This window comes from Achromobacter sp. GQ309 (genome assembly GCF_059759315.1).
The window spans coordinates 230,661-247,148 of sequence record NZ_JCAXDP010000001.1 but is presented as its reverse complement, the minus strand read 5'-3'; the positions used below and the strand labels follow the sequence as shown (position 1 = coordinate 247,148).

Genomic DNA, 16,488 nt, shown 5'->3' with positions numbered 1-16,488 from the left:
CCCTGCCCCGCGCCCTGCCTCTTCACCGGTCGGCGCGATGCAGATCAGCGCACCATGCAAGGCCGCTTGTTGTCGAACTTCCACCCAGGCACCAGATACTGCATCGCCGTGGCATCGTCGCGCGCGCCCAGGCCGTGCTGCAGATAAAGCTGATGGGCGCGCTCGATCGCTTCCATGTCCAACTCGATGCCCAGCCCGCCGGTCTGCGGCAGCTCGACATAACCGTTGCGGATCTGGAGCGGGTTGCGGGTCAGGTGCTGGCCGTCCTGCCAGATCCAGTGCGTGTCGATCGCGGTGACGCGGCCCGGCGCGGCGGCGCCCACATGCGTGAACATCGCCAGCGACACGTCGAAGTGATTGTTGGAATGCGAGCCCCACGTCAGGCCGAACGCCTGGCAGGTTTGCGCCACGCGCACCGAGCCCTGCAGGGTCCAGAAATGCGGGTCGGCCAGCGGGATGTCGACCGATTGCAGCGACAGCGCATGCGCCATCTCGCGCCAGTCGGTGGCCACCATGTTGGTGGCGGTCGGCAGGCCGGTGGCGCGGCGGAATTCGGCCATGACTTCGCGGCCGGAAAACACGCCTTCGGCGCCGCACGGGTCTTCCGCATAAGCCATCACGCCATGCAGATCGCGGCACAGGCGCACCGCGTCCTTGAGCAGCCAGCCGCCGTTCGGGTCGAGCGTGACGCGCGCCTCGGGAAAGCGCTCGTGCAAGGCGCGGATGGCTTCGACCTCTTCTTCGCCGCGCAGCACGCCGCCCTTGAGCTTGAAATCCTGGAAGCCGTAGCGTTCGTGAGCAGCCTCGGCCAGCCGGACAATGGCCTCGGGCGTCATCGCCTTTTCGTGCCGCACGCGCAGCCAGCCTTCGGCATCGGGCGCCGTCTGGTAAGGCAACGGCGTTTGTGCGGAGTCGCCCACGTAGAACAGATAGCCCAGCATCTGCACGGACGTGCGTTGCACGCCCTCGCCCAGCAGCGCCGCGACAGGCACGCCCAGGTGCTGGCCCAACAGGTCCAGCAGCGCCGATTCCACCGCCGTCACGGCATGGATCGCCACGCGCAGGTCAAAGGTCTGGGCGCCGCGGCCGGCGCTGTCCAGCCCAGCGAAGGCCTGGCGCATCTGATTCAGCGTGTGCTGATAGTTGCCGATGGAGCTGCCCGCGATCAGGGCGCGTGCGTCCTCCAGCGTGGTGCGGATCTTTTCGCCGCCGGGGACTTCGCCCACGCCGGTGTTGCCCGCGCTGTCGGTCAGGATGACCAGGTTGCGCGTGAAGTAAGGGGCATGAGCGCCGCTCAGGTTGAGCAGCATGGAGTCCTGGCCGGCCACCGGCACGACGCGCATGCCGGTGATCGTGGGCGTCTGGGAGGCTTGGGATGCGTGAAGAGTCATGATTGCTTCTTGAAAAAGCCCGGCCGCCACGGCCGGGCGCGTTGCGTCATTGCACGGAGATGCCGCCGGTCTCGATGACCTGCTTCCAGCGGGCGCTTTCCTGCTGCTGGAATTTCGTGAAGGCTTCGGGCGAGTTGGCGACGACCTCCAGGCCGATGTCGGTGAAGGGCTTGCTGATCGCCGGATCCTTCAGGGCGGCGGTCAGGGCGGCGGACAGCTTGTCGCGCACGTCTGCGGGCAGGTTCTTCGGGGCCACGACGGCCTGCCAGGCGTAGACGTCGACACCCGGCACCGATGCTTCGGCGAACGTGGGCACGTCGGGCAGCACCGGCGAACGCTTGGAACCCGTGACGGCGATGGCCTTGAGCTTACCGGACTTGATGTGCGGCAGCACGGCATTCACGTTCTGAAAGGACATCTCCACCTGATTGCCCAGCAGATCGGAAATGGCCGGTGCGCCGCCCTTGTACGGCACGTGCAGGCCCTTCGTGCCGGTCTTCTGCCAGAAGAGTTCGGCAGTCAGGTGGTCCGACGACCCCGCGCCCGATGTCGCGAAGCTGATCGCGCCCGGCTTTTCCTTCAGCAGCGCCAGCACGTCCTGCACGCTGTTGACCTTGGAGGCGAGCTGCGGGCTGACCACCAGCACGTTGGGGGTCTGCACGGCCACGGTCAGGTACGTGAAGTCCTTGGCCGGATCGTAGGTGATGCCCTTCATCAGGTGCGGCGCCACCACCAGCGGGGCCAGCGACGTGACCATCAGGGTGTAGCCGTCCGGCGCGGCGCGGGCCACCTGCGAGGCGCCGATCGTGCCGGTGGCGCCGGCCTTGTTCTCCACGACGAAGGATTGCTTGAGCTGTTCACCAAGCTTGTTGGCCAGCGCGCGCGCCACCGAATCGGTCGCGCCGCCGGGCGGGAACGGCACGACGACCGTGACGGCCTTGTCGGGCCAGGCGTGCGCCACGCCGGCTGCGGCCATCAGGGTCAAACCAACAATCCACTTGCGCGCGTTGCTCGTCATTACTGTCTCCGGTATAGGTTCTTTTATGAACGTTAACGTTAACATTTCTTTTGTTAACGTTAACATCACGGCCTTTTTAGAATATTTCTTCGCCCTGTCCGGCTACTATCCGGACAAACCCTAACCGCCTCCGGCCCGCAAGATTGACGTCTGCAGGTAGGCTTGACCCCAGTTTCACGTCCGTTCCTGTTCCCTTTACGATGCGCCCGTCCCGAATGCCGTCCGCCGATTCGCCTTCCCGCTCCCCGGAGCGCGCCAACGTCACCGTGCGCGAGGTGGCGCAGGCGGCCGGGGTGTCCATGATCACCGTGTCGCGCGCCATCAATACGCCGCAGCAGGTTTCCCCGGCCACGCTCGACAAGGTCAATGCCGCGATCCAGTCGCTGGGCTACGTGCCCAACCTGATGGCCGGCAGCCTGCGCCTGTCACGCAGCAACCTGGTCATGGTGCTGGTCCCCTCGATCACAGGCTCGCTTTTCGGCGGCATGCTCACGGCGTTGACGCGGTCGCTCGAGGCCAAGGGCTTCCAGCTCATGGTGGGCCAAAGCGGCTACGACTCACCGCGCGAGGACGCCCTGCTGCGCGCCATCATCGGGCGCCGCCCCGACGGCATCGTGCTGACGGGCGTGATGCACTCCCCGCAAGGCCGGCAATTGCTGAAAGCATCCGGCATCCCCATTGTCGAAACGTGGGACGCCACGGACGCGCCCATCGATATGCTGCTCAGCCTGTCGCATGACGCGATCGGGGCCGCGGTCAGCCACTATCTGCGCGACGCCGGCAAGACGCGGCAGGCGGTGCTTAGCGGCGACGACCACCGCGCCCGGCTGCGCGCCGAAAGCCTGGTCCGCGCCGCCGTCGATTCGGGCCTGCCCGAACCGCTGGTGCACTACATGCCCGCGCCGACGACGCACGCGCAAGGCCGCGAAGGCCTGCGCGCCTTGCAGCGTTCTGGCCAGGGCATCGACGCGGTGTTCTGCAGCTCGGACATGATGGCCGCCGGCGTCCTGACCGAGGCCGCGGCGCAGGGGCTGGAGGTGCCGCGGCAACTGGCCGTGATGGGCTTTGGCGACATGGAGATCGCCGCGTCGATGTCCCCGGCCATCACGTCCGTGCACGTGGATGGCGCCGCCATCGGCGCGCAGGCGGCCGAGATGATCGGCCTGCGCGCGAACGGCCAGCGTCCCGCGCAATCGGTGGTGGAAATCGGCTTTCGCATCGTGACTCGCGACAGCGCATAAATCTGGCCGGCAGCATCCCCGCAGCGCATTGTTGTCGCCCGGACAACACCGTGCGTCCCTGCGCGGGTCTACCGCGCCGCAAGCGCCACCTCTAGGATCTGTCCTGACCGGCCACGCACCGCGGCGCGGCGATTCCAGGAGATCCCACATGTCCACGCCCGCCATCGCGCCCCACCGCAATACGCAGGGAGCGCCGCATGCTGCCGCATGAATGGATCGCGCAATACGGCGTGCTGGCCGTGTTCCTGAACGTGCTGGGCGCATCGCTCGGCCTGCCGCTTCCCGTCATGCCCACGCTCATCGCCGTGGGCGCCAGCCAGGCGGCGACGGCCGGCGCAGCGGGCCACGTCGCCTTGCCGCTGGCCGTCGTGCTGGCCGCCGCGGTGCTGGCGGGCGTGCTGGCGGACCTGCTGTGGTTCCGCGGCGGCCGACGCTACGGGCCGCGCACGCTGCACACCGTGTGCAACCTGTCGCTCTCGCGCGAGGCCTGCATCAGCAGGACCGAGCGCTTCTTCAACCGTTGGGGCGTGCGCCTGTTGATCGTCGCGCGCTTCATGCCCGGTCTGTCGATGGTGGCCGTGCCGCTGTGCGGCGCAAGCGGCACGCGCCTGCGGTCGTTCGTCTGGCACGACTGCGCGGGCCTGGCGCTGTGGGCCGCGGTGGGGCTGGTGCTGGGCGCAGTGTTTTCCGCGCGGGTGGAAGCGTTGTTGGCAGCACTGAGCGCGCTGGGCGGCCGCGCGTCGGTCGTAGCCATTGCGGCGGCGGTGCTGTTCCTGGCGTATCGCTATGCCCGGCGCGCGTGGGGCGTGAAAGCGGCGCGCCAGGCCGGCCCGACCGCTCCTTGAACGGACGTCTGAAGGCAATCAGGAATCGACATCATGCACCTCGGAAAATCCTATCGCCTGTGCGAATTCGTGGTCTGGACGCGCCGGACCATCTATGGCCTCGCCGCCCTCAGCCTTGTGCCCGTGCTGCTGTACCAGGTGGCGGGCATGAAATGGCTGACGCTGCCTTTGTCGGTGGTAACGCTGCTGGGAACGGCAACGACATTCGTCGTGGGCTTCAAGAATGTGCAGACGTACACGCGCACGGTCGAAGCGCAGAAGATCTGGATGGGCATCGTCAGCGCCAGCCGCGCGTGGGGCATGCTGTGCGGCCACTATGCGGGTGACGCCGGGCGCGCCGCAGGGCTGGTCGACCGGCATCTGGCGTGGCTGACGGCCCTGCGTTATCAGCTTCGCGCGCCCCGGGTCTGGGAGTCCATGCAGAACCGGCCGAATGCGGAATACGGCAAGCGCTACGTGATCCCCGAGCGCCGCATGCCGCTTGATTCCGCGCTAGCCCGTTACCTACCAGCGGCGGAAATCGCAGCCTTGGCGACGGCCGACAACAAGGCGGTGCAACTGCTGGATGGGCAAGCCCGCGCGGCAAGGCAACTGCTGGACGACGGCGCGATCACGGCGTCGGAATACGCTGACCTTAACGGGCGACTGCGCGACCTGCTCGACCTGCAAGGGCAGGCCGAACGCATCAAGGATTTTCCGTATCCGCGCCAGTACGCGATCATCAACACGCTTTTCGTGCGCGCGTTCTGCGTGGCGCTGCCTTTTGGCCTGACCGCGCAGTTCGACCTGATCGGCGACGCTGCGGGCGGCTTCATGCAGGGCCAGATGGCGTGGCTGGCCGCGCCCTTCAGCGTCATCATTTCGTGGATCTACACCTCGCTGGAGCAGGTGGGCCAGAGCACCGAAAATCCGTTTGAAGGCAATGCCAACGACGTGCCGATCAGTCAGTTGAGCACGATGGTGGAACGGGACCTGAGGCAGATGCGCGGCGCCACGGCGCTGCCGCCGCTGTGCACGAATGACATCGTGCTGTAGCTCTCGCGGCTCAAGAGGGGAGACCGCCATGGACGTCCCGCGCGCTTGTCGCAGGCAGGCCCCTGCGGCAAAATACCTGCCTCCCTCCCCCCTCGTCCCGGCGCTGGCCCCCTCCATGACCGACTCTGTCGCCCTCTTCGACCAGCACCGTTCCCGCCTTTACGCCATCGCCTACCGGATGCTGGGCGCCGTGGCCGAGGCGGAAGACGTGGTGCAGGAAGCCTGGCTGCGCTGGCATGGCGCCGACCGCGCCTGCATCCAGAACCCGGAGGCCTGGCTCGTCACTGCCACGACGCGCCTGTCCATCGACCGCCTGCGCGCCGCCAAGGCCGAGCGCGAAAACTACGTGGGCGTCTGGCTACCCGAACCGATGCTGATGGCCGCGCCGTCGACGCCGGAGCAGATCCACGAGATGGCGGACGACGTTTCGGTGGCGTTTCTGTTCATGCTGGAACGACTTTCGCCAGATGCCCGCGCGGCGTTTCTGATGCGCGATGTGTTCGACGCGGACTACGAAGACATCGCACAAACGCTGGACAAGAACCCGGCTGCCGTCCGCCAGATGGTGCGGCGGGCGCGGCAGCAACTGCGCCAGGGCGCACCGCGCGAAACAGTGCCGCGGGCAACGCTGCAGCGTCTGTTGCAGGCGTTTGCGGATGCGATGCAGCGCAGTGATTTCAACGGGCTGCTTGCGTTGCTGAGCGACGACGCCGAGCTCATCGGCGACGGCGGCGACAAGGTCACGGCATTTGCCAGCCTGGTCGGCGGCAAGCGACTGGCGCAACTTTTTTATGCGGGCAAGCGCCGGTATCGCGATGCGCTGGACGTCGAGGTGGTGCAGGTGAATGGGCAATGGACCTTGTTGCGTTTCATCGATGGCGAGCTGGAATCCGTGCAGTCTTACGAGACCGATGGCGAGCGGTTGACGCGGGTGCTGGTGCAACGGAATCCGGATAAGCTGGCTCGTATTGCTGCTTCGCTCAAGCGTGCCTGATGAATTCAGGCGGGCGCGGTTTGAGGTTTTTGGGTTCTTTAGACGCCCGGCGCGGCGTGGGCCTGGGGTGGGCGGGGCTCCGATTGCGGTCCGGAGCCTTCGCTCCGGACTACCCCGTCCTCAACCTCGTCCGCCTTCGGCTCCCTTCGGTTTCCGTCGGGCGCATCTAAACGCCCCGCCCACCCCAGGCCCACGCCACACCGGGCTCTAGTTGATTGATCTTTACGGGCGCTGGGGCGGCTTGAGTTCTTAAGGTTCTTGCACACACTTGAGAGGACGAGAAGCATCTTGCGGGGCCCGCCCCCGGGCGGCCGCGCGGGCGGCCTTCGTGGGCTTACGCTGCGTCTTGCGTCGAAGCGATGACGCTTCGCGCGTGGCTGCTTCTGCGTCGGGTGTCAGACACCCTGGCGAAATTTGCGTCATGCCAAGTCCGACTCCCAAAGGTGTCAGACACCGGCAGCGATGACGCTTCGCGCGTAGCTGCTTCTGCGTCAGGCGTCTGATACCGGCAACGGCAGACGTTCTCGCCTACCTCAAGCGGCGCGTCCCCAATCGCCACTTGAACTCCAGTGCCCGATGGGCGGCGCGCGTACAGGTCGGCAGGTTGTGGCTGGCCGTCGACGCGCGCCGCCCATCACCGCCCCTCCCCCGTGACGACGGCCCATCAGCACCCCCACCACCACCAGCGCGCAAGCGCACACCGCCACGACGCCCCACCGACCCAATGCCGGGTTGCCGCCGTCCGGGCGGCAGCAACCCGGCGGCCCCGCAGATCTCCTGCCCTGACCACAGGTCTTACAGCGCCCCAAACCAAAGACCCTCGTAGCACGGCGTCGTGGTCACCGGGGAGGCGAGCGCCGTCGATGCGCCCGAGGGAATCTGAAGGGAGCCGAAGGCGGACGAAGATGACGAAGGGGCAGTCCGGAGCGAAGGCTCCGGACCGCAATCGTGGGCGATCGCCTCCCCGGTGACCACGGCGTCGGGCGACCTACAGCGACTACGGTAACAGCAACGTCGTGCGACCCAAGAACGTTGGTGCCTGACAGGCAACACCGTGATCCCCTCCACGGACCTACCGCCCCGCCCCCACCAAACCTACGATGGACCCGTCACCCCTCAAAGGACAAACCATGTCAAAGCTCACAAAATTCGTCTTGCCCTTCATAGCCACAGCGACGCTGCTCAGCCAGCCCACCCAAGCCGCCTCCCATCACGCCCAAGCCACCCCCAAGCCAACCGACCCCGTCGTCACCGAAGTAATGACAAAGGCCCTGCCCGACATCCCCGGCAAGGAAGCCCTGATGCTCGTCGTCGACTACCCGCCCGGCGGCGCCGACCCCGTCCACCGCCACGACGCCTCCGCCTTCGTCTACGTCCTGGAGGGCACGATCGTCATGCAGGTCAAGGGCGGCAAGGAAGTCACGCTCAAGCCCGGCCAGACCTTCTATGAAGGTCCCGACGACATCCACACCGTCGGCCGCAACGCCAGCCAGACCGAGCCGGCCAAGTTCGTGGTCGTCCTCATCAAGAAGCAAGGCGCGCCCGCTCTGACACCAGTCAAATAGGGACGCCGGGCGGACCCCGCCCTTCAGAACGCCAGCAGGCCTTCCCAAAGCGGAAGGCCTTCTTTTTTTTGCGCCCGATGTCACAAGATTGCGGCGCGCGCCGTCTTAGCTGTAGGATCAACCCACTTGCGGCGCCGCCACCATGTCGACACCCTACCCTCCCTCCTCCGACACCCCTTCAAACGGACCGGATTCCCTGGCCGACAGCTTTGCCACCAGCTATGCCGGTGTCATGGCTTTCATTGCCGTCGCCGCCGAGGGCAACTTTGCCAAGGCGGGCGACCGGCTCGGCATCGGCCGCTCTGCCGTCAGCCGCAGCGTCCAGAAGCTCGAAGACCAGCTTGGCACCCGCCTCTTCGTGCGCACCACGCGCAGCACCTCGCTCACGCCCGAGGGCCACCGTTTTTACGAACAATGCCACCCCGGCGTCGAGCGCATCATCCAGGCCCTGGACGACATGCGCGATCTGCGCGAAGGCCCGCCGTCGGGCCAGCTTCGGGTGTGCGCCACCGTGGGTTTCGGCCGCAAGGTCGTTGCCCCGCTGCTCATGGGGTTTCGTGAGGCCAATCCCGGCATCTCGGTCGAGCTGCTGCTGGACGACGGTCCCACCGACTTCACCACCGACCGGGTCGACGTCTCCTTCCGCAACGGCCGCATGGAAGACAGCCAGGTGATCGCCAAAAAGATCATCCCGATGCAGATGATGCTGTGCGCCTCGCCCGCCTATGCCGCCGCGCACGGCCTGCCCGGCAGCGTCGACGACATCGCCGACCATGCCTGCGTGAATTTCAAGCTGGCGTCGGGCCGCGTTTTCGAGTGGGAATTCAAGGTGGCGGGTCAACTGCGCAAGGTGGCGCCGCCCGGCATGCTGACGTTCAACGATGCCGACCTGGTGCTGCAATCGGTGCTGGATGGTCACGGCATTGCGCAGATGGCCGCTTACCAGGTCTGCGACCACCTGCGCGCCGGCACGCTGGTCGCCTGCCTGCCGCAATATGCGCCCGAGGACCGCGGCCATTACCTTTGTTTCCTGAGCCGCCAGCACTTGCCGGCGCGCATGCGCGTGTTCATCGATTACATGACCGAACACATCCGCGCAATGGACCTGCAGATATTGGACAGCCTGCTGGCGAAGCAGGCGTGAAGAAGGCCGCGCTACTGCGTCAGCGCCACCACGCTTTCAATGCCGCCCTGCGCCATCTTGGAATACGGACAGAGGCGTTCCGTATTGCGCACCAGTTCTTCGGCAAGGGCCCTCTCCAGGCCCGGCAGGTGGATGTTGACGTCAGCGGTCAGCGCAAACAAGCCATCGACCGGGTCTCGTCCGAACGAAATGGTGGCCGTGACCGAGGCTTCGGGAATCGACAGGCCGGACCGCTCGGCCAGCATGCTCAACGCGCCGTGGAAACATGCCGCATAGCCGGCGGCAAACAGCTGTTCGGGGTTGGTGCCCCCGCCCGTGCCGCCCAGCTCCACCGGCAGCCGCAATTCCACGATCAGTTCGCCATCGTCCGAGATGGCAATGCCTGAGGCGCGCCCGTGCGCGGCCTCCCCGCCGCGCACCGTCACGCTGGTGGTGTACAGGGGACGGAAGTCGCCGCCCCGGTACTTGTCCAGGAGGCTTTGGGGAGGAGGCCGCAGTTTGCTCATGTGGGTCCTTGTGCCCGCCGCTACTTTCTTGCGCCCGAACGGCTGAACCAGGTTTCGAAGTCGATCTTGCCCAGGCGGGGGCCGGATCCCGGCACCAGCGTGTCGTCGTCGAGCAGCGCGCCAAAGTAGCGCACGCCGGCGTCCGCCTGCACGGTGCGAGTGTCCCCGATTCTACCCATGTACCGTTGCGCCAGTTCCGACAGCCTGACCTTTTCGGGACCGGCGATCTCCACGATGCCGTTCACGGGCGCGCCCAGCGTGGCGTCGGCCATGGCGAGCGCCACGTCGTCGGACGCGATGGGCTGCACGTAGGCGGACGACAGCCGCACTTCCTCGCCCTGCGTGCCGGACTGCACGATGCCGCCCAGGAATTCAAAGAACTGCGTGCTATGGACGATGGTGTACGGAATGCCGGCCGCCTCGATCAGGTCTTCCTGCGCGATCTTGCCGCGGAAGTAACCGCTTTCGGCCAGGCGGCGGGTGCCGACGACCGACAGCGCGACGTGATGGCGCACGCCGGCGCGCTTCTCGGCGGCCAGCAGGTTGCGGCCCGAGGTCTGGAAGAATTCCAGCACGGCCTTGTCTTCGAAGGACGGCGAGTTGGCGACGTCGACCACCACGTCAACGCCGGCCAGGGCCGCATCCAGGCCTTCGCCCGTGATGGTGTTCACGCCGGTCGCGGGCGAAGCGGCGATGGCCTCATGACCGCGTTCCGTAAGCAGCTTGACGAGCTTGGAGCCGATCAGGCCCGTGCCGCCGATGACGAGGATTTTCATGATCGTTCCTTAGTTGAATTGGGCCTTGTCCAGCCCGTATGCCTTGTCGGCGGAGCCCGGCACCGTCTGGAAGCCCACGTTCAGGCGGTTCCAGCCGTTGATGGCCATGATGGCAAAGCTGAGGTCCGAGATTTCCTTTTCGGACAGTTCACCGCGCACGCGCTCGTACACCTCGGTCGGCACGCCGTGCACGCCCAGCGTGGTCAGCGCTTCGGTCCAGGCCAGGCATGCACGTTCGCGCGCCGAGAACTGGTTCGATTCGCGCCAGATGGCGACGTGATGCAGGCGCAGTTCGCGTTCGCCCGCAATCTTGGCCTGCTTGATGTGCATGTCCAGGCAGAAGGCGCAGCCATTGATCTGCGAGGCGCGAATGTCGACCAGGGTCAGGATGGACTCCTCGATCGCGCCGGCCTTGGCCAGCATGCTGAATTCGACAAATTTCTTGAACAGTTCGGGCGACTGGGCAAAGGCGTTGAGACGTTGGCTCATGGTGACTCCTGGGTGGGTTGGGCGCTGCCCCGATGGGGTTATCGGGTTTTGCGCTGGCTTGTTCGACGCCCAAATCGTAGGCCGGCGCGCAGCGCGGCAGTAGCCCCGGCGCAGGGACCACGATGTTGCCGCAATGACAACAATCGCCCCGCGCGATCACCCCGAAAATACCCAGGCAATCAAGGCTCGCGCCCGGAAATCATCATGAACAGAAACGTTATCTCGATGCAGGACATCCATTACTTCGTGGAAGTCGCCAAGCGCGGCAAGCTGTCCGCCACCGCCGCCGAACTCGGCCTCCCCGTGGCCACGCTGTCCCGGCGCCTGACGCAGTTGGAGCAGACGCTGGGGTACAAGCTGCTGAACCGCACCACCCGCAGCGTCAGCCTGACCGCGATCGGCCAGCAGTACTTCGACCAATGCGCGACGCATGTCCAAGCCGCCCTGTCCGCGCACGAAAGCATCCATTCCGGCCTTAACCATCTGGCCGGAACCCTGCGCGTGTCGGTGATGCCGGGTCTGACCATGATCCTGCCGGCGGTGCTGAAGGAACTGCGCGAAACCTATCCGCAGATCTCCTTCGAGGTGGAGCTAGGCTCGGCCGGCGCCGCCCGCAGCGGCCATCCCTTCGACCTGATGCTGCGCACGGGAGAGCTCGAGGATTCCGCGCTGATCCAGAAACACGTGGCGCAGGTACAGTGGATTCTCGTGGCGGCCCGCAGCTATCTGGACCGCTTCGGCCGCCCGACCTGCCCGGAAGACCTGGGCCTGCACGAGCGCATCGTCACGGGCGGCCTGCCCGACTGGACGCTGGGGGAAGGCGAAAGCCTGCTGAATGTTCGCGGACCGACCCACATCGGCACCAACAGTGCGGCGCTGGGCGTGCAGCTGGCCACCGCCGGGCTGGGGATCGCCTGGATGCCCAGCCATCAGGCGCTGTCGCAAACGCTGCGGGAACTGGCGCTGGAACAGATCCTGCCCGATTGGAAACTGCCGCCGGCCACCATCTACGCCCTATCCGACAACCGCGTGACGCCGGCGCGGGCCAAGGTGTTCCTGGATACGCTGCAACGGCATTTGCGGGTGAATTAGGCCCCGCCCCCTTACCCCAGCAGATTCTCCCTGACGTGCACCAGATGCCGCCGCACGGCCGCCATGGCGCGGTCCGCGTCGCGGTCGTGCAGCGCCTCGACGATCTCGCGATGTTCGACCTGATACGCCGCGCGCCGCTCGGGCGTCAGGCTTTTGCGCTTGAGTGCGCCCCACGTCGCCTGCGAGCGCGCCGCGGTCATCAGCGCAAACACCTTTTCGATGAAGAGGTTGTGCGTGGCCGTGGCCATCAGTTCGTGCAGTTTCGCGTCCCAGACTTCGAATTGTTCAAAGCTGGCTGCGGTCTCCGCTTCATCACAGGCGTTCTGCATCGCGGCAAAATCCGCCGGCGTGCCGTGCTGCACGACCAGCGCCGCGATGGCCGGCTCCAGCACCAGCCGCGCCGCCATCAGTTCGGCCGGACTGGTGGACAGCACCTCGCCGCGCAGCAGCGCCTCGGTCTGCGCCAGCGCCGAGGGCGGGTTGGCGTAGGTGCCGCTGCCCACGCGCTGCGAAATCAGGCCCTCTTCCTTCAATTGCGTCAGCGTTCGGCGCACGGTTGACCGGCTGATGCCGAATTGCTCGCTCAACGCGCGTTCGGTCGGCAGGCGGTGGCCTGGCGCCCATTCGCCCGACTGCAGGTTTTCGATGATGACCGCCCGCATGGCGGAGGCTTTGTCCATGGATGTCCCCGGATGATGACGCCGCAAATGATACCAAAACAGACCAATAAATTCTTTCTCGTCCGCGAATTACCCGATTCGCCTGGGAACAATTTTGGTTTATCCTGCCCAACACCAGCAATTGGGCCTGAGAATCGGCCAATTGGTATCTTTTGGTATGTCATCACGGGCGGCCCCGGCCGCCGTAGGAGCAAGCATGAAAATCGCGGTATTTCGAATCAATGGCGAGCGGCGCGTGGGCGTGGTGTCGGACGATGGCGGCACGGTCACCGCGCTGGACTTCCCGCCGCAACTTGCGGCAGCCGGCGCGCTGACGGCGGTGCAATGGCTGGCCGATGGCCGCGCCCTACCCGCGCAAACGGGTCCGGCCTATCGCTGGGATCAGGTCGAGCACGAAGCGCCCCTGCCCGCGCAGCCGCGCAACCTGTTCTGCGTCGGCCGCAACTACCACGCGCATGCCAAGGAACTGCGCGATTCCGTGTTCAAGGACAACGACGCCAATCCGGAATCCTGGCCCATCGTTTTCACCAAGGTGCCGCAGACCGTGGTCGGCCCCTGGTCAGACGTGACGCTGCCCACCGGCATTTCCGACAAGATCGACTACGAGGCCGAACTGGCCGTCGTCATCGGCAAAGGCGGCCGCAACATTTCGCGCGCCGAAGCCATGAGCCACGTCATTGCCTACACCGTCGTCAATGACGTCACCGCGCGCGACGTGCAGATGCGCCACCAGCAGTGGGACCTGGGCAAGTCGTTCGACACCTTCTGCCCCATGGGTCCGTGGCTGGTCACCGCCGACGAACTGGACGGCCGCCAGACGCGTGTGCGCTGCTGGGTCAACGGCGAACTGCGCCAGGACGGCAACACGGAAGACCTGATCTTCGACATCCCCACGCTGATCGAGACCTGCTCGCGCGGCATCACCCTGTACCCCGGCGACGTCATCGCCACGGGCACGCCCGCTGGCGTGGGCCAGGGTCTGAACCCGCCGCAGTTCCTCAAGCACGGAGACGTCGTCCGGATCGAAATCGACGGCATTGGACGCATCGAAAACCGATTCGTCTGACGCCCGCGTAAACGAGCGCCGGTCACAAGAAACCGGCGCCGCGCCGCAAAAAACCTAAGGAGTGAGACATGAACCTGCGCTGCAAGCATGTAGCCAGACGGGCGGCCGCGGCCGCCTTGCTATGCCTCGGGGCCACGGCCGCGATGGCCGCCGGGTATCCCGAGCGGCCCGTCACGATGGTGGTGCCCTTCCCGCCCGGCGGCGTCGCGGACACCATCGCCCGGCCGCTGGCGCAGGCCCTGGGCGACAAGCTGGGCCAGCCCATCGTCATCGAAAACAAGGGCGGCGCGGGCGGCGCCATCGGCATTGGCCAGGCGGGCCGCGCCAAGCCCGACGGCTACACGCTGTTGCTGAGCCTGTCGTCGATCTCCATCCTGCCCGCCGCAGACCGCCTGCTGGAACGCAAGCCGGCCTATCAGCTCGACCAGTTCGTGCCGATCGCCCGCATCACGGCCGACCCGACAGTGCTGGTCGTGCGCGCGGATGCGCCATACAAGACGCTGGACGAGTTCATCGACGCCGCGAAAAAACAGGGCGGCAAGCTGAGCTACGGCAGTTCGGGCATCTACGGCACGATGCACGTGCCGATGGAAATGCTGCAGAACGCCGCGGGCGTCAAGATGATGCACGTGCCGTTCACGGGCGCAGGTCCCGCGGTGCAGGCGCTCGTCGGCGGCCAGGTCGACGCGCTGGCAACCGGTCCGTCCAGCGTCATGCAGCTGATCCAGGCTGGACGCGTGCGGCCGCTGGCGCATTGGGGCGACGGCAAGCTGGACAGCCTGCCCGACGTGCCGTCGCTGACGTCCAAGGGCTACGACGCCAGCTTCGTGCAGTGGTCCGGCGTCTTCGCGCTGGCCGGCACCCCGCCCGCCGTCATCGACAAGCTGCGCCAGGCCGTCAAGCAGATTGCGACCGACCCGGCCGTGCAGGCGCGCATTGCGGGCACCGGCAGCCCGATGCAGTACCTGGACGCGCCGGCATTCGACGACTACTGGAAAAAGGATTCGGCCTCGTTGGAAGTGGCCGTCAAGCGGATCGGCAAGGTCGAATGACTGACGCTTGAGCCATGCACACGCAAGGGGGGCATCGCGCCCCCCTTTCGCGTTTACTGCACCGTCTCCCGCGTCGCCGCCTGGCGCGCCAGCGCCTTGCGGTCCACCTTGCCCACCGCGTTCTCGGGCAGCCGGTCGATCCAGCAGACGTCGCGCGGCACATAGATCCGGCCCAGCCGCGCCAGCACCTCGGCCTGTATCTCGGCCGCATCCGGCGCGGTTTCGCCATTGCGTTGCACGAAGATCACCGGCGTCTCGCCCAGATCATCGTCCGGCGCCCCCACCACGCAGCAGGCCGCGATGCCCGGCATTCCGGTGACCACTCCTTCGATCAGCGCGGGCGAGATGTTCTCGCCGCCCCGGATGATCACGTCCTTGATGCGGCCGGTGATGGTCAGGTAGCCCTGCGCGTCGAAGCGTCCCAGGTCGCCGGTGCGCAGCAGCGTGGGTGCACCCGCGTCTGCGCTGTCCACGCCCAGATAGCCCAGCATCAGGCTGTCGCCCGCGATGCAGATCTCCCCTTCCGCGCCGGCCGGCGCCACGCTGCCATCGGGCAAGCGCAGGGTTACGTCCTGTCCTTGCAGCACCGTCCCGACCGATCCCACGCGCCGCGCGTCCGGCGGATTCATTGTGGATGTGCACGTGGCCTCTGACAGCCCGTACGACACAACCAGCGGACACCCAAGAAAGGCTTCGATCCGCCGATGCAAGGCCTCGGTGATGGGCGCCGAACCGCAGCGCGCAAAACGCAGCACGGCGAGGCTGTCCGGATCGAACGTCAGTTCCAGCATGCGCGCATACATCGTCGGCACGCCGGTGATGATCGTGGGCCTGAAAGCGTCCAGCAGACCGGGCATGTCCTGCGCGCGGAACCGGCCGGCCAGCGCCACGCTGGCGCCTGCCAACAGCGGGGTGAAGATCTGATTGTTCAGCGCGTTGGTGTGATGCAGCGGCATGACGTGCAGCAGGCGATCCGAAGGCGTCAGCCCCGTGTGCCCCAGCACGCCGCGCGCGTTGTTGACCAGGCCTTGATGGGAAAGCAGCACACCCTTCGGATTGCCCGTGCTGCCCGACGTGAAGAGCAGCAGCCCCGGCGCCTGCGGCGCAATGTCCGCGCCCGCCCAGTCCGGGGTATTCGACGCCACATTCGACGCCACCTTGGCGGCATCCAGCACGCGCGCTTCCGGCAGGCCGCAGGCGCTGGCCGTAGCGGCGTTGTCGGCGTCCGCCAGCATCCACGTCAAGCCCACCGCCGCCACACGCCGCGCGGTTTCCTCGACCGACAGCCGCGGCTCGAGCGGACACGGACAAGCGCCCGCCGCCATGACGCCCAATAGGGAAACCACCTGCGCCACCGCGCGCTCCATCGCCACGCCGACGTATTCGCCCGGCGCGACGCCGGCGGCCCGCAGGCCACCCGCCGCCTGTCCCACGCGGCGGCGCAGGTCCGCGTAGCTGACCGTTTCCTCGGCGGTCACCAGCGCAGGGCGCGCTGCCCATTCCGGCTGGTCCCACAAGCGCGCAAACGCCGCCACGATCGTGGCATCGGCAATCGTCATGATTACTCCCCCTGTACCGGGCTCGTTGATGCGTG

General features: G+C 66.6%; 16 protein-coding genes. 9 read left to right on the top strand and 7 right to left on the bottom strand.

Annotated features, from left to right (window positions below):
- Nucleotides 1–44 precede the first annotated feature (44 nt).
- Together gudD and AC6CIE_RS01270 are read right to left on the bottom strand one after the other, a co-directional pair.
- A complete protein-coding gene (gene gudD, locus AC6CIE_RS01275; RefSeq protein WP_286936105.1) occupies nucleotides 45–1,391 on the bottom strand; it encodes a glucarate dehydratase in 1,347 nt (448 codons plus the stop codon).
- Between the two features lie 46 nt (nucleotides 1,392–1,437).
- The gene (locus AC6CIE_RS01270) at nucleotides 1,438–2,409 is read right to left on the bottom strand and encodes a Bug family tripartite tricarboxylate transporter substrate binding protein (RefSeq protein WP_175126178.1); all 972 of its coding nucleotides are present in this window, start codon (nucleotides 2,407–2,409) and stop codon (nucleotides 1,438–1,440) included.
- Between the two features lie 215 nt (nucleotides 2,410–2,624).
- Here AC6CIE_RS01270 and AC6CIE_RS01265 point away from each other — a divergent pair, with 215 nt between their 5' ends.
- The 6 genes from AC6CIE_RS01265 (at nucleotide 2,625) to AC6CIE_RS01240 (ending at nucleotide 9,233) form a co-directional block, all read left to right on the top strand.
- Nucleotides 2,625–3,650, top strand: coding sequence for a LacI family DNA-binding transcriptional regulator (locus AC6CIE_RS01265; protein ID WP_498090848.1), 1,026 nt, complete (start codon nucleotides 2,625–2,627; stop codon nucleotides 3,648–3,650).
- Between the two features lie 197 nt (nucleotides 3,651–3,847).
- Complete coding sequence (locus tag AC6CIE_RS01260; protein WP_498090846.1) at nucleotides 3,848–4,495, top strand: DedA family protein; 648 nt, start codon at nucleotides 3,848–3,850, stop codon at nucleotides 4,493–4,495.
- Nucleotides 4,496–4,528: 33 nt separating this feature from the next.
- Nucleotides 4,529–5,530: a bestrophin family protein gene (locus AC6CIE_RS01255; RefSeq protein ID WP_498090844.1), complete on the top strand. Its 1,002-nt coding sequence runs from the start codon at nucleotides 4,529–4,531 to the stop codon at nucleotides 5,528–5,530.
- A 115-nt stretch (nucleotides 5,531–5,645) separates the two neighbouring features.
- A complete protein-coding gene (locus AC6CIE_RS01250; RefSeq protein ID WP_498090842.1) occupies nucleotides 5,646–6,524 on the top strand; it encodes an RNA polymerase sigma-70 factor in 879 nt (292 codons plus the stop codon).
- Nucleotides 6,525–7,654: 1,130 nt separating this feature from the next.
- Nucleotides 7,655–8,089, top strand: a complete 435-nt coding sequence (locus AC6CIE_RS01245; protein ID WP_452006579.1) for a cupin domain-containing protein — start codon at nucleotides 7,655–7,657, stop codon at nucleotides 8,087–8,089.
- Nucleotides 8,090–8,231: 142 nt separating this feature from the next.
- Nucleotides 8,232–9,233 (top strand): LysR family transcriptional regulator, encoded by a 1,002-nt coding sequence (locus AC6CIE_RS01240; protein ID WP_286939890.1) that lies wholly within the window; start codon nucleotides 8,232–8,234, stop codon nucleotides 9,231–9,233.
- Nucleotides 9,234–9,244: 11 nt separating this feature from the next.
- Here the strand turns inward: AC6CIE_RS01240 and AC6CIE_RS01235 are convergent, their stop codons facing one another.
- The 3 genes from AC6CIE_RS01235 to AC6CIE_RS01225 are packed head-to-tail and all read right to left on the bottom strand — an operon-like array spanning nucleotide 9,245 to nucleotide 11,004.
- Complete coding sequence (locus AC6CIE_RS01235; protein WP_286939892.1) at nucleotides 9,245–9,739, bottom strand: Ohr family peroxiredoxin; 495 nt, start codon at nucleotides 9,737–9,739, stop codon at nucleotides 9,245–9,247.
- A gap of 20 nt (nucleotides 9,740–9,759) precedes the next feature.
- Nucleotides 9,760–10,515: an SDR family oxidoreductase gene (locus tag AC6CIE_RS01230; RefSeq protein WP_175124210.1), complete on the bottom strand. Its 756-nt coding sequence runs from the start codon at nucleotides 10,513–10,515 to the stop codon at nucleotides 9,760–9,762.
- A 9-nt stretch (nucleotides 10,516–10,524) separates the two neighbouring features.
- Nucleotides 10,525–11,004, bottom strand: coding sequence for a carboxymuconolactone decarboxylase family protein (locus AC6CIE_RS01225; RefSeq protein ID WP_056563450.1), 480 nt, complete (start codon nucleotides 11,002–11,004; stop codon nucleotides 10,525–10,527).
- A 204-nt stretch (nucleotides 11,005–11,208) separates the two neighbouring features.
- On the opposite strand from AC6CIE_RS01225, the gene AC6CIE_RS01220 reads away from it, so the two are divergent.
- On the top strand, nucleotides 11,209–12,096 hold the full coding sequence (locus AC6CIE_RS01220; RefSeq protein WP_175186434.1) for a LysR family transcriptional regulator: 888 nt from the start codon (nucleotides 11,209–11,211) through the stop codon (nucleotides 12,094–12,096).
- Nucleotides 12,097–12,107: 11 nt separating this feature from the next.
- Here the strand turns inward: AC6CIE_RS01220 and AC6CIE_RS01215 are convergent, their stop codons facing one another.
- Nucleotides 12,108–12,776, bottom strand: a complete 669-nt coding sequence (locus AC6CIE_RS01215) for a FadR/GntR family transcriptional regulator (RefSeq protein WP_286939896.1) — start codon at nucleotides 12,774–12,776, stop codon at nucleotides 12,108–12,110.
- Between the two features lie 196 nt (nucleotides 12,777–12,972).
- On the opposite strand from AC6CIE_RS01215, the gene AC6CIE_RS01210 reads away from it, so the two are divergent.
- Together AC6CIE_RS01210 and AC6CIE_RS01205 are read left to right on the top strand one after the other, a co-directional pair.
- The gene (locus AC6CIE_RS01210; protein ID WP_239215734.1) at nucleotides 12,973–13,842 is read left to right on the top strand and encodes a fumarylacetoacetate hydrolase family protein; all 870 of its coding nucleotides are present in this window, start codon (nucleotides 12,973–12,975) and stop codon (nucleotides 13,840–13,842) included.
- Between the two features lie 68 nt (nucleotides 13,843–13,910).
- A complete protein-coding gene (locus AC6CIE_RS01205) occupies nucleotides 13,911–14,894 on the top strand; it encodes a tripartite tricarboxylate transporter substrate binding protein (RefSeq protein WP_498090840.1) in 984 nt (327 codons plus the stop codon).
- Nucleotides 14,895–14,947: 53 nt separating this feature from the next.
- Here the strand turns inward: AC6CIE_RS01205 and AC6CIE_RS01200 are convergent, their stop codons facing one another.
- Nucleotides 14,948–16,453, bottom strand: a complete 1,506-nt coding sequence (locus AC6CIE_RS01200) for a class I adenylate-forming enzyme family protein (RefSeq protein ID WP_498090838.1) — start codon at nucleotides 16,451–16,453, stop codon at nucleotides 14,948–14,950.
- Between the last annotated feature and the right edge of the window lie 35 nt (nucleotides 16,454–16,488).